The sequence below is a fragment of the Rhodospirillales bacterium genome (assembly GCA_023898765.1).
Lineage (GTDB): Bacteria > Pseudomonadota > Alphaproteobacteria > Micavibrionales > Micavibrionaceae.
On sequence record CP060238.1, the window covers coordinates 511,250 to 523,891 of the forward strand.

At 51.9% G+C, this 12,642-nt stretch carries 13 protein-coding genes; 7 read left to right on the plus strand and 6 right to left on the minus strand.

Features of this window, described 5'->3' with window-relative positions:
• The first annotated feature begins 63 nt into the window (after nucleotides 1-63).
• Both H6853_02555 and H6853_02560 read left to right on the plus strand, forming a co-directional pair.
• Complete coding sequence (locus H6853_02555) at nucleotides 64-1,614, plus strand: 2-isopropylmalate synthase (protein ID USO04171.1); 1,551 nt, start codon at nucleotides 64-66, stop codon at nucleotides 1,612-1,614.
• 121 nt (nucleotides 1,615-1,735) lie between these two features.
• Entirely contained in the window at nucleotides 1,736-3,115 is a 1,380-nt protein-coding gene (locus H6853_02560; protein ID USO04172.1) for a methyl-accepting chemotaxis protein, read from the plus strand.
• Between the two features lie 2 nt (nucleotides 3,116-3,117).
• Here the strand turns inward: H6853_02560 and H6853_02565 are convergent, their stop codons facing one another.
• Complete coding sequence (locus H6853_02565) at nucleotides 3,118-3,753, minus strand: uracil-DNA glycosylase (protein USO04173.1); 636 nt, start codon at nucleotides 3,751-3,753, stop codon at nucleotides 3,118-3,120.
• Nucleotides 3,754-3,837: 84 nt separating this feature from the next.
• Here H6853_02565 and H6853_02570 point away from each other — a divergent pair, with 84 nt between their 5' ends.
• The 4 genes from H6853_02570 (at nucleotide 3,838) to H6853_02585 (ending at nucleotide 7,573) form a co-directional block, all read left to right on the plus strand.
• Entirely contained in the window at nucleotides 3,838-4,236 is a 399-nt protein-coding gene (locus H6853_02570; protein ID USO04174.1) for a DNA-directed RNA polymerase subunit omega, read from the plus strand.
• A 162-nt stretch (nucleotides 4,237-4,398) separates the two neighbouring features.
• Nucleotides 4,399-6,570: a bifunctional (p)ppGpp synthetase/guanosine-3',5'-bis(diphosphate) 3'-pyrophosphohydrolase gene (locus tag H6853_02575; GenBank protein ID USO04175.1), complete on the plus strand. Its 2,172-nt coding sequence runs from the start codon at nucleotides 4,399-4,401 to the stop codon at nucleotides 6,568-6,570.
• A gap of 14 nt (nucleotides 6,571-6,584) precedes the next feature.
• The gene (locus H6853_02580; protein USO04176.1) at nucleotides 6,585-7,163 is read left to right on the plus strand and encodes a DUF2062 domain-containing protein; all 579 of its coding nucleotides are present in this window, start codon (nucleotides 6,585-6,587) and stop codon (nucleotides 7,161-7,163) included.
• Between the two features lie 8 nt (nucleotides 7,164-7,171).
• Nucleotides 7,172-7,573 (plus strand): holo-ACP synthase, encoded by a 402-nt coding sequence (locus tag H6853_02585; GenBank protein USO04177.1) that lies wholly within the window; start codon nucleotides 7,172-7,174, stop codon nucleotides 7,571-7,573.
• Nucleotides 7,574-7,597: 24 nt separating this feature from the next.
• Here H6853_02585 and H6853_02590 read toward each other — a convergent pair whose 3' ends face one another.
• Nucleotides 7,598-7,969, minus strand: a complete 372-nt coding sequence (locus H6853_02590) for a diacylglycerol kinase (GenBank protein USO04178.1) — start codon at nucleotides 7,967-7,969, stop codon at nucleotides 7,598-7,600.
• A 4-nt stretch (nucleotides 7,970-7,973) separates the two neighbouring features.
• Nucleotides 7,974-8,567 (minus strand): YqgE/AlgH family protein, encoded by a 594-nt coding sequence (locus H6853_02595; protein USO04179.1) that lies wholly within the window; start codon nucleotides 8,565-8,567, stop codon nucleotides 7,974-7,976.
• A 36-nt stretch (nucleotides 8,568-8,603) separates the two neighbouring features.
• Here H6853_02595 and H6853_02600 point away from each other — a divergent pair, with 36 nt between their 5' ends.
• Nucleotides 8,604-9,434 carry a hypothetical protein gene (locus H6853_02600; GenBank protein USO04180.1) on the plus strand — a complete coding sequence of 277 codons (831 nt, stop codon included), beginning with the start codon at nucleotides 8,604-8,606 and terminating at the stop codon, nucleotides 9,432-9,434.
• Between the two features lie 3 nt (nucleotides 9,435-9,437).
• On the opposite strand, the gene H6853_02605 is transcribed toward H6853_02600, so the two are convergent.
• The 3 genes from H6853_02605 to H6853_02615 are packed head-to-tail and all read right to left on the minus strand — an operon-like array spanning nucleotide 9,438 to nucleotide 12,642.
• Nucleotides 9,438-10,490: a hypothetical protein gene (locus H6853_02605; GenBank protein USO04181.1), complete on the minus strand. Its 1,053-nt coding sequence runs from the start codon at nucleotides 10,488-10,490 to the stop codon at nucleotides 9,438-9,440.
• A gap of 2 nt (nucleotides 10,491-10,492) precedes the next feature.
• A complete protein-coding gene (locus H6853_02610) occupies nucleotides 10,493-12,337 on the minus strand; it encodes a carbamoyltransferase (GenBank protein USO04182.1) in 1,845 nt (614 codons plus the stop codon).
• The gene (locus H6853_02615; GenBank protein ID USO04183.1) at nucleotides 12,334-12,642 is read right to left on the minus strand and encodes a hypothetical protein; all 309 of its coding nucleotides are present in this window, start codon (nucleotides 12,640-12,642) and stop codon (nucleotides 12,334-12,336) included. Before H6853_02615 ends, H6853_02610 begins: the two co-directional genes overlap by 4 nt.

A 12,642-nucleotide genomic window follows, 5' to 3' on the forward strand; every position in this document is an offset into this window, starting at 1 on the left:
CGATATGAACGGAAAAGGGCTGTGTTAGAACAGCTTAAAGCCGGTGATAGAGAGAAAACAGCGATGCAAGAAAATACAAAAGACCGGGTTATCATCTTTGATACGACTTTAAGAGACGGGGAGCAGTCACCGGGCTGTTCCATGGCGCTGGCGGAAAAGCTGCGCATTGCGTCCTTGCTGGATGAGATGGGCGTGGATGTGATCGAGGCCGGATTTCCCGTAGCCTCCCAGGGGGACTGGGAGTCGGTGAATGAAGTCGCCATGATTTTGAAAAAGGCGGTGGTCTGCGGTTTATGCCGCGCCACCAGGAAGGATATCGACGCGGCGGCAGAGGCGCTCGCGCCGGCACAAAGAAAGCGGATTCATACCTTTATTTCGACCTCCCCGCTCCATATGAAATACAAGCTGCAAATGACGCCGGAGGCGGTTCTGGATGCGATCGCCGAAAGCGTTACCCATGCGCGTGGTTTTACGGATGATGTGGAATGGTCTGCGGAAGACGGCAGCCGCACGGAAGACGATTTTTTATGTCGCGCGGTGGAAACGGCGATCAAGTGCGGGGCGACGACGATTAACATTCCCGATACGGTCGGCTATGCCTTGCCGGAAGAATTTGCCGCAAAAATCAGGATGCTGAAGGAACGCGTACCGAATATCGACCAAGCGGTTTTGTCCGTGCATTGTCACAACGATCTGGGGCTGGGCGTGGCCAATTCGCTGGCAGGAGTGCAGGCCGGGGCCCGGCAAATCGAATGTACAATCAACGGCATAGGGGAGCGGGCCGGAAATGCGGCGCTGGAAGAGATTGTGATGGTTATGCGTACGCGTCACGATATGATGCCGTTTGAAAATAATATCGATACCACGATGATTACGAAAGTTTCCAGAACGCTTTCGACAATCGTTGCCTTTGACGTACAGCCCAATAAAGCAATTGTCGGCGCGAATGCCTTTGCGCATGAAAGCGGCATCCATCAGGACGGAATGCTTAAAAATGCGGCGACCTACGAAATTATGACGCCGGAATCGGTCGGGCTCCGTAAATCCGAGCTGGTGCTGGGCAAGCATTCGGGGCGCCATGCGCTGAAAGCCCGTCTGGAAGAACTGGGATATGATCTGGGCGACAATGCTTTTCAGGACCTTTTTAAGCGCTTTAAGAATCTGGCGGATAAAAAGAAACAGATTTTTGATGATGACATTGAGGCGTTGATCGAAGATGAGGTTGGGCGCGAACATGACAAGATCAAGTTCGTTTCGCTTCAGATTGTGGCGGGCACAAAGGGCCCCCAAACGGCGGAGATAGAGCTGAAGGTTGAGGGCGAATCCAAAACGGCCAAAGTCGAAGGCAACGGTCCCGTGGATGCGATTTTCAAGGCTATCCGCGATATTGTGCCGCATGAAGGCACCAGGCTGCAGCTTTATCAGGTGCATGCGGTCACCGGCGGCACGGACGCGCAGGCGGAAGTGACGGTCCGTCTGGAAGAGGCCGGCAAAACGGTGAACGGCCAGGGCGCAGATGCCGATACGCTGGTGGCTTCTGCAAGGGCCTATGTGCACGCGCTCAATAAGCTGATTACCAAACGGAGCCGTACAAAACCGGACACGGGTGTGTAGGAATCAAGCTCTTTTGAAAAACAGGATTTTTCGTCTATAGTGGGAAGCCTGCATGAAGGTAACGGCGTAGATCTGTGTATTTCTTTTCAGGATTGGAATCGGGGAAAACACAGGAAAAATCATGGCCGTCTCAAACGCAACAAAGTTTTTATCTATTAAGCTTTTAGGCATGACCGTTTCTGTCGGTCTGATGGCGGTAGCTCTCGGCGGCGCGGCTATGTCCGTGTTTGTCCTGCGGTCCCTGAGCGCCTTCGAACGGCAATGGCAGGAGGTTACGACCCAGGTCTTTATCCCGGATGTTGAGGCTCTTTCAGGCAGTGTTTCCTTTATGGGTTTTTTGGTGACGTGGGGCAGTGTGGCCACGATTTCAACACTGCTTTGCGTGGGGCTGTTTTTTTTCTGGTTTACCAACCGCAAAGTTGTCGGACCGATGGAAAACCTGACAGATATTATGGACCGTCTGGCAGACGGTGATATGTCCGTCGACGTTCCCTATCTGGATTCGGGCGACGAGTTGGGACTAATGGCCCGAGCAGTGGGGGTCATGAAAAAAAACACCATTGCCAAGATGGAGATGGAGGCGCGCCAGCGCAGCGGTCTGGAAGAAAGGGCCGAAAGGGAAAAGAAAGCGGAGATGGACAAACTGGCGGATGAATTCGAAGAACGTATTGCCGGCCTGATTATGTTGCTGGCGGAGTCTTCCAAAAATATGCAGGAAACGGCATCCCAGATGACCCGCGCGTCCGAGCAGACGTCGGAAATCAGCAATACGGTAGCGGCTGCCGCAACACAGGCCGATGCCAATGTTCAAACCGTGGCGGCGGCAGCGGAAGAGCTCTCTTCTTCCGCGCAGGAAATTTCGCAGCAAATCAATACGGTCGCGGGCATGGCCGGCCATGCGGCGAAAGAGGCGGAGAGCACAAGCGAGGAGGTGCATAAATTGCAGAGTATGGCCGAATCGATCGGAGAGGTTGTCGGGTCCATCAAGGATATTGCCGAGCAGACCAATTTGCTGGCGCTGAACGCGACGATTGAGGCCGCCCGTGCCGGAGAGGCTGGAAAGGGCTTTGCTGTTGTGGCGGACGAAGTCAAAAAGCTGGCGAACGAGACGGCACAAAAGACGGAGCAGATTGACGAGCGTGTCACGCGTATCCAGCAGGCTATCCATGGCTCCGCCAGCGCGATGGAGAGTATTATCGAAAGTGTAAAAAATATAGATGTGGCTGCCGGGTCCATGTCTGCGGCTGTGGAGGAACAGAATACGGCCACGGCTGAAATCGGGCGCAGTGTCTCGGACGCTTCCGTAGGAACGCAGCAGGTTTCTGCAAGCATTCTCTCCGTTAAGGAAACAGCCAGTTCATCGGGCGAGTCTTCCAGAATTGTTCTGGAAGCTGCAAATGAGCTTTCAAAATTGTCTGCGGAATTGCAGCAGCAGGTTTCGGGCTTTTTGGGAAAGATCCGAGGTGTTTCCTCCGATGCCGTGCCGAAAGCTGCCGAATAAAGTCAGTTTTCCAGACTGCTTTTTATATGCGCAAAGACGGCGTGGAACATCTCTTCGCTCAGGCGGCCCGTATTGGTGTTGTAGCGGGAGCAATGATAGCTGTCGAATAAGGTCAGGCCGTTTCCGATATCATGGTGCGCATTATGCGTAAATTTATGGGCGGAGAGCTTTGCGCCGGCCACTCTCAAAACAGCGTTATGGGCGATAAGGCCGAGCGCAAGGATAACTTTGAGGTGTGGCAGGTTCTCTATTTCGGAGTGCAGAAACGTTTGGCAGGTTTTGATTTCTTCCCCTGTCGGCTTGTTTTCCGGCGGCAGGCACCGCACGGCATTTGCGATACGGCAATTGACAAGCGTCAGGCCGTCATTCGGATCCGCTTTATAGGTTCCCCTGGCCAGCCCGAATTTCAGGAGCGTGTGATAGAGAAGCTCTCCCGCGTAATCGCCGGTGAAGGGACGGCCTGTAAAATTGGCTCCGCGCAGGCCGGGGGCCAGCCCTACAACCAAAAGCTGCGCATTTTCGGGGCCGAACGAAGGAACGGGGGCGTTGAACTTATCCGGGAATTTTTGGCGGTTTTCAGCACGAAAATTCGCCAATCGCGGGCAAAGGGAGCAATCTGGCGAAGGAGCATGCGTCATGGGGCACAGTTTTAAGATCAAGCTTGCATTTGTCAAAGGAAATGCTTATAAAGCGGCTCTAATCTAAGGAATAGAGGAGCAGACATGGCCCGCGTTACCGTAGAAGATTGTATCGAAAAACTTGAAAACCGCTTTGAACTGGTCATGGTGGCTGCGCAGCGTGCCCGCAAGATCGGCTCCGGCGCCCTTTTGACCGTGGATCGCGACAATGACAAAAATCCGGTTGTCGCCTTGCGTGAAATCGCGGAAGGAACCGTGGATGTTAAAGCGCTGAAAGAGGACATTATCCTCGGGAAACAGCGCATCATCTCCGTTGATGAAGACGACGAAGACGTGATTGATATGATGGACGGGGAAGAAGAGTGGGGAACGCTCTCCGCTCATGGTGGAATGTTGGAAGATGACGACGACGACGATGAGGAAATGTCTGATAGCGCAGAGGAGCCTACGCTAAAAAGCATGGCGGGCGTATCGGAGGCGTAGCGGTTCCCGTTTCTGTCCAAAAATATTTAAGAGGCCGGAAGTTCCGGCCTTTTTTTATGGGTTATTTCAGGGGCCCCTTTTTGCTTTTGGCGTGATTTTGGTGTGTGCACATGTTACGCTGACAGCGCCCTCTTTAACACAAAAAGCGGATAAAATTACTGCATGACGACGCAAGAAGAGCTTCTTGAGAAAATAAAAACCTACTCTCCCGATGTGGATGAGGCGGCTTTGGTGCAGGCCGTTGATTTTGCGAAGGAAATGCATCAGGGCCAGACGCGTATTTCCGGCGAACCCTATTACACGCACCCGCTGGCTGTGGCGGGCATTCTGGCAGATATGCGGATGGATTTGCCGACGATTATCACAGCCATTTTACATGATACGCTGGAAGATACGCCCGCGACATATAACGATTTAAAAGAAAAGTTCGGGAAAGAAGTTGCGGACCTTGTCAACGGGGTCAGCAAGCTGACCAAGATTGAAAGCCAGAGCGCGCAGGGAAAACAGGCGGAGAATTTCAGGAAACTGGTTCTGGCGATGTCGGAAGATATTCGCGTGCTTCTGGTGAAGCTGGCAGACCGGCTTCATAACATGCGCACACTCCATAATTTTGCCGATCGGCCCGATAAGCGCGTTCGCATTGCGCAGGAAACAATTGAAATTTATGCGCCGCTGGCCGAGCGGATCGGGGTGCACGATCTGAAAGAAGAGCTTGAGGATTTGTGTTTTGAGCACTTAAACCCGGAAGCGCGGGAAAGCCTGTCAAACCGGATGTCTTTTTTGCGCAAGGAAGGGACGGGGCTTGTCAAAAAGATTATAGAATCCCTTAAGCAAAGGATGGAGGAAGAAGGGATTAAGGCAGAAATTACCGGCCGCGAAAAGACCCGTTACTCTATCTGGAAAAAAATGCAGCGTAAGAACGTTGCCTTTGAACAGCTTTCCGATTTGATGGCTTTCCGCATTGTGGTGGAGACGGTAGGGGAATGCTACCACGCGCTGGGGGTTATTCACTCCCACTATTCGACGGTGCCGGGCCGTTTCAAGGATTATATTTCGACGCCCAAGCCCAACGGATACCGCTCTCTTCATACCGCAGTGATAGGCCCGGAAAACCAGCGCATCGAAATTCAAATCCGGACGGCGGAAATGCATGAAGAGGCCGATTTCGGCGTAGCGGCGCACTGGTCTTATAAAAAGGGCGGGAAAAAAGCGGATCTTAAGGATATCAAGAAATACCGCTGGCTGCGGGAGCTTTTGGAAATTCTGGATTCAGAGCAAAAGCCTGAAGATTTCATGGAGAATACGAAACTGGAGCTGTTTCAGGAGCAGGTCTATGTGTTTTCGCCGCGCGGGGATCTCATAGAGCTGCCAAGCGGCTCTACGCCGGTTGATTTTGCGTATGCTATCCATTCCGGCGTGGGGGATAAATGCGTCGGGGCCAAAATTAATGGCCGGATTGCGCCGCTGAACACAAAGCTGCAAAACGGCGACCAGGTAGACATCATTACGGCTAAGACGCAAAATCCCTCTCCGACATGGGAGCGTTTTGTGGTAACGGGCAAGGCACGTTCCCATATCCGCCGCTATGTGCGTCAGCAGCAGCGCGGGGAGTATATTACGCTGGGGCAGGCCATGCTGAAAAAAATCTTTCAACAGGAAGATTATGAATTTACGGAAAAAGCGGTTGCCGGTGTTGTAAAACAAATGCGGGTGGAGGAGGTGGATGATATTTATGCGAATATCGGCTCCGGCCATTTTGCTGCCCGGGATGTGTTTCGGGCCATTTTCCCCGGCCATAAATTTGATGGCGAGAAAAAAGCAACCAAAACAGATAATGACGAAGAAGTGCAGACACTCTCCCGGACACGCGGTAAAAGTACGCCGCTGCCGATCAAGGGGCTTATCCCGGGCATGGCGATGCATTTTGCAAGATGTTGCCATCCGCTTCCGGGAGACCGGATTGTCGGGATTGTAACGACAGGAAAAGGCGTTACGATTCATACCATTGACTGTGAAACGCTGGAGACGTTTGCGGACACGCCGGAGCGCTGGCTCGATGTTTCATGGGGAGAGGGAGCGGACGCGCCGGAGCTTCAGGTCGGGCGGCTGATTATTACCATGAACAACCGGCCCGGCTCTCTCGGGGCGATCTCGACCGTGATTGCCAAGAACGGCGGGGATATCATGAATTTAAAAATTACAAATCGCAGCGTTGATTTTTGGGATATGATTGTAGACGTCAATGTGACGGACACGAAGCATTTGCACAATGTGATTGCGGCTTTACGCGCGACGCCCGAAATTGCAACGGTGGACCGGGCGAGAGGGCGGTAAGGGGACGTTAAAAAATGCTTTTTCAACGGCGTGAACCTTTGTCCCGAATGGCGCGCTTGCGCAATATTATCTGGCCGCGGATGGGGTGGGGCCGGACGCTCCGGTATTTAAAGCACCGTGCTATCCGCATTCCCGATTCAACCTATTCAATCGCGGCAGGACTTTCCATTGGCTGTGTTGTCTCATGGACGCCGACTTTGGGCGTGCATTTGATTCAATGCGTCTTTTTTTGCTGGATTTTGCGGGCAAACTGGCTGGCGTCTTTTCTGGGATCCCTCTTCGGAAACCCCTGGACCTTTCCGGTTTTGTTCTGGATTTCCTATCAGGTTGGAAAAGCTGTTTTCGAGCTTTTGGGATATGGCGGTTTGTTTCATGAACTGCCGGATCCTGTGCCGATGGAAGAAATGATGGACCAGCCTATGAAGATTTATCTGCCTATGCTGGTGGGGGGGTATATATGCGCCGTTGTCACGTTTCCGGCCTTTTACTACACCTTCTATTACATGATAAAAGGGGCGCGGACCGCCCGCCGTAAAAGGATTGAAAGAAAAGTGCACAAAGTTGCCAAAGAAGTTACAGGTCAAAAAACGTAAATACAAAAATGATTATCGGCACAGGATCGGATTTACTGGACATGCGGCGGCTGGAGAAAATTTTCGGCCGGTTTGAGGCGCGTTTTGTTGCGCGGTGTTTTACGCCCGAAGAACGCACAAAGGCGCAAACGCGCCGGGGGGGAGGCACATATATTGCCACCTATGCAAAACGGTTTGCGGCGAAGGAAGCCTGTGCCAAGGCACTGGGAACGGGGTTTTCTCAGGGGGTTTATATGCGCGATATCGGCGTGATCAACGATGAGGCCGGAAAACCTTCTTTGGTTCTGACGGGAGGGGCCTTAAGGCGGCTGCAGGCGTTAACGCCCGAAGGGAAAACGCCCCGCCTCCACCTGACCCTGAGTGATGAGCCGCCCATGGCAAAAGCGGATGTTGTTATTGAGGCGGTTTAATCTTTTTCCTTAAGCTTCTTCCCTTTAAAAAAACAGGACCAGCGTCCAGACGGCTCCCATCAGAATCAGGGACAGCAAGACTGCGGACGATCCCATATCCTTGGCTTCGCCGGAAAGCGGGTGATGGTCCAGGGAGATGCGGTCAATGGCCCGCTCGACAGCCGTATTTAACATCTCAACGATCAGGACGATAAAAACGCTGCCGGCCAGAAGACTTTTTTCCAGCCCGTTTTCTCCCAGCCAGAGGCCCGCAGGAAGAAGAAGGGCCGCAAGGGCAACTTCCTGACGAAAGGCCTCTTCCGTGCGGAAACAGGCCTTAAATCCGTTGATAGAATGGGTCAGGGCTTTTGCGAGGCGGGTCACCCCTTTTTGTTTTTCAGGAATTTTTTTTTCCATATGGTTACGCCCTTCCTGCGGCGCCGGAAAGCATGGCCGGGTTGATCCCGATAGAAGCCATAACCTTGTCCCACATCAAATCGGGCGCGGTATGAAAGAGAAGGTCTTCCGTCGCCGGGGCGGTCAACCAGGCATTTTCCTGAATTTCGTGTTCCAGTTGTTGTGCTTCCCAACCGGCATAGCCCAATGCCAGAAGCATATGGTCCGGTCCTTCTCCACGGGCGACAGCTTTCAGCGCTACAAGCGTGCTGCTGATACTGAAAGTGCCGTCTATATGGACTGTGTCGGAAGTGATAAAATTTTTATCATGGAGCAGGAACCCCCTGACATTTTCAACAGGGCCTCCCATAAGGACGGGCCTTTGGGCGAGGTCTTCAGACACTTTTTTGTCGGGCGTAATGTCGAATTGTTCCAGAACGGATTTAAAGCTCAGTCCCGGCAGAACGTGATTCACCACAAGCCCCATGGCCCCTTTGGTATCATGCGAACAGACATAAATGACGGAGCGGTGAAATCGCGGGTCGCCCATTTGCGGCATGGCCAGAAGAAGCTGGCCTTTCAGATAGGATTTGTCTTTGGTTCCCATGCTGCGTATCATTTCAAAATCGGGTTTGAAAAGCAAGGATACTTAAGCGTGAAAATATTGGGATGGACAGGGCTTTTGGGGCTTTTTTTCTTTTTGTCTCCGGCCGGTTTGGCGCAAGGGACATCGGAAGGGAAGGCGGCCCGGCCGATGCACGCCGTTTTTTTGCCTTCCGTCACAGGGGTTGGCACGCTGGAGCAACTGGATGCCGTTTTGAAAGGCACGCTGGAAAAAGGCTGGCACATCTATTGGCGCAGCCCCGGCGATACGGGTCTGGCACCGGAAATGGATTGGTCCGGCTCCGGGAACGTTAAAAATGTTGAAGTTGGATGGCTGCCTCCGAAGCGTTTTGAGGCTTTTGGAATGTATAGTTACGGCTATGAGGATGAAGTTTTTTTGCCCCTAACCATAACGCCGGAACGTCAGGGGGCGGCGGTTGATTTGTCTCTGGAGATGAAGATTTTAGCCTGCAATAAAATCTGTATTCCGCAAACATTGTCTGTTTCTTTGGTAATCCCAAAAGGACCCGCTCTTGGAAGCGATCATCAAAAAACGGTGAGGGAGGTTTTTGCCGCGCTGCCTTCCAAAAAAGACACGAAGACGCTTCGTCTGGATACGGCCGTTTTAGGAAAAGACTCTCTTATTCTAACGGCTTGGGCGCAGCAGGGGTTTGAAGGGGCTGATATCATCGTCGAAGCGCCGGGGATCTCTTTAAGTTCGCCGCCGGAAATCATACCGGATGAAACAGAGTCTCAACGCGCGCTCTTTAAAATCAACGCTCCGGAAGGGATAGAAAACCTGACTGAAAAACTTTTTGGAAAAAAAGTTATCGTGACTCTTGTCAATCGCGGTCAGGCCGTTGAAAAAGAATTTTCCTTTTAAGCCTTATTTCAAAAACGGGCAGGAACGGCTTTGGATGAAGCCTTTGGTCAGAAGGGCGTGCCCCTCGCGGTTGGGGTGGTTAAAATCAATTTTATCGCCTTTGTTATAGACAAAATAGTCTCCCGTTCGAATTGTGTCTTTCAGGCCTGTAAAGGCGTCCCGTCCGTCATAGATGTATTTTATGTTCAGGTCTTTTTTCAAAATATCCTGTGTCGATCCGTCTTCGAATCCCTTTTCCCATTTGATTCCGAGCGCGGCATATGTTTTTTCGGCATCCCGTGAAATCTGCATTTCATAGGGAAGAAGGATCACGCAAAAATCTATATGTTCTTTTTTAAGACTTCGGGCCATATCATTGATCCGCCCTGCGACTTCCTGGATAAGGGGCAGGTTTTCAGACGGAAAAAATTCGGCGGCCCTGAAGCCTGTTGTGCTATATCCCAGACGGACAAGAATGTTTTTGGCGACGGTGCGCAGGGCCGTATAAAGATAGGACCGCCCCCGCAGCAGGCCGTCCAGATTGGTTCCAATCCATCTTTGTGTCTGAAACAGGAAGGGGCCGTTTTCGGAAACCCCTTCGCCTTTATTTTTATGCGGGGTTCGCGGAAGGATATCATTCAGGTTAAACGCGTAAACGACCGTGTTCAGATTATATGCCCGGGCTTTTTGCAATATGCTGTCATCCTGAATGCCGTTGGAAATCATGCCGAAAGTCCAGTGTTCAAACGCCGGATATCTGTCCTCCAGCAAATCGCTAAGACGGTGTCCGGCCCCTGCCCCGACGCCGAAGACAACGGAATCGCCAAAATAACCGATGCGTTTTTTGGAAGACCCGAGGTCGAACGCCGTATCGGGGTAACCCGCTTCATTCATATAAATTGTGCCGTAAGGATATTCATATTTTCCCTGTTTTTTCACGGCGGTATAATAGCCAATGTCATAGCTTACGATAAAGCGCAGGAAAATCTCGCTTAGCCCCGCCAGCAGCAGCAGGAGAAACAGCACAAAAAAACCTAAAGTGAGTTTCGGGTGCGTGTCAAAAAGGGCGTTTGACATTCCTAATCCAGCTCGAAGGCGTCCTTGTAATCTGCGGCAAGGGCCTGGTCTTGTTCTTCTTTGTACAAAACGCAGTTGCCGGCCACCAGCATATCCATTTCTGTTCCCATGAAGCAGTGGAACGCATCTTCAGGGGTGCAGACAATAGGCTCGCCCCGGACGTTGAATGACGTGTTGACCACCACGGGGCATCCGGTCAGTTTTTTAAACTCTGAGATCAGCGCGTGATATTTCGGGTTGGTCTGTGTATGAACGCTTTGCACGCGCGCGGAATAATCGACATGTGTCACGGCCGGAATATCGGAGCGCGGAATATTGAGTTTTTCAATGCCGAAGAGTTTCTTTTGTTCTTCGCTCATTTCTTTGCATTTGTTGTCATTCACCGGCGCAACCAAAAGCATATAGGGGCTGTCTTCTTGCAGGTCAAACCACTCGGCGATATCTTCACGCAGGACGGATGGTGCGAAAGGCCGGAATGATTCGCGGTATTTCACTTTGAGATTCAGCGTTTTTTGCATAGCAGGAGAGCGGGGGTCGCCTAGAATGGAGCGGTCCCCCAAGGCACGCGGGCCGAATTCCATGCGGCCCTGAAACCATCCCACGGCCTTTTCCTCGGCGAGGGCTTTCGCGGTCAATTTCAAAACGTCCTGATCGTTGGAAAAACGTTTTAATTTTGCGCCGATTTTATTTAACCGCCTTTCAATATCCGCATCGTCAAAAGAAGGTCCAAGGTAGGATCCCTTCATGGCATCTGTTTGGTTGGATGTTTTGCGGGGGTTGCCGTGATGTAAATAATATGCCGCCAATGCCGCGCCGAGCGCGCCACCAGCATCTCCGGCGGCGGGCTGGATCCAGATACGTTTGAACGCTTTTTCTTTCAGGATTTTTCCGTTGGCCACACAGTTCAGCGCAACTCCGCCCGCCAGGCACAGATTGTCGATCCCTTGATATTCCTGCGCCAGGCTGCGGACCATCCGGCGCATAACTTCTTCGGTGACGACCTGAACGGACGCGGCCAGATCCATTTCCCGCTGGGTGATCTCGCTTTCCTTGTCGCGCGCCGGCCCGCCGAACAAATCTGAAAATTTTTCATTCGTCATGGTCAGGCCGGTGGCATAATCAAAGTAGCGCATATCCATCCGGTAGGACCCGTCTTCCTTTATGTCGATGAGATGGTCCGTGATCAAACCGGCATATTTTGGCTCCCCATAAGGGGCCAGACCCATAATTTTATATTCGCCGGAATTGACTTTGAATCCTGTGTAATAGGTAAATGCGGAGTAAAGCAGTCCCAGTGAATGGGGAAAATGGATTTCCTTTTCAATCTTCAGGCTGTTTCCTTTTCCGACGCCAACGGACGTGGAGGCCCACTCGCCAACGCCGTCCATGGTGAGGACGACGGCCTCGTCAAAGGGGGAAGGGTAAAAGGCGCTGGCCGCATGGCTCTGGTGGTGTTCGGCAAAAAGAAGTTTTTTCTGAAGGGCTTTTTTGTCGCTTCCTATTTTTGCCAGCTCGTCCGTGAGCATGGATTTTTGAAACAGCTTTTCTTTGAGCCAGAGCGGTATGGCTGTTTTAAAAGACTGAAAACCGCGGGGGGCAAAGGCCAGATAGGTTTCCAAAAGCCGCTCGAACTTTGCAAACGGTTTTTCGAAAAAGACGATGTTATCGACCTCATCCAGACTTACGCCAGCCTTTTCAAGGCAGAATCCTATCGCCTGTTTTGGAAAGCCCGCATCGTGTTTTAATCTTGTAAATCGCTCTTCCTGCGCGGCCGCGATGATGTCGCCGTCACGGATAATCGCGGCGGCGCTGTCATGATAAAAAGCGGATATGCCAAGAACAATCATTTTTGTTTGACCTGTTGGAAAGCGGGGGAAATTTTGCAGGGATAGACGTGAACTTTTTCCCACACACGGCCTTTTATATAGGGTTCATTTTCAAGCCATGCGTCGAGTTCTGTGCGGGAGGGAAAGTCCACAATTATCACGGAACCTGTCATCTTTTCGTGATCGTCTAAAAGGGCTGCCGCCATTTTCTGGTGGCCGTCTCTGGCCATTTCTGCGCTTAAAGCGATATGATCCTCGCGGGCGGCCATCCGCCGCGCCAGCGCGTTCTCATCGCTTCCGTCATATCCAATCACAACAAATTCCAT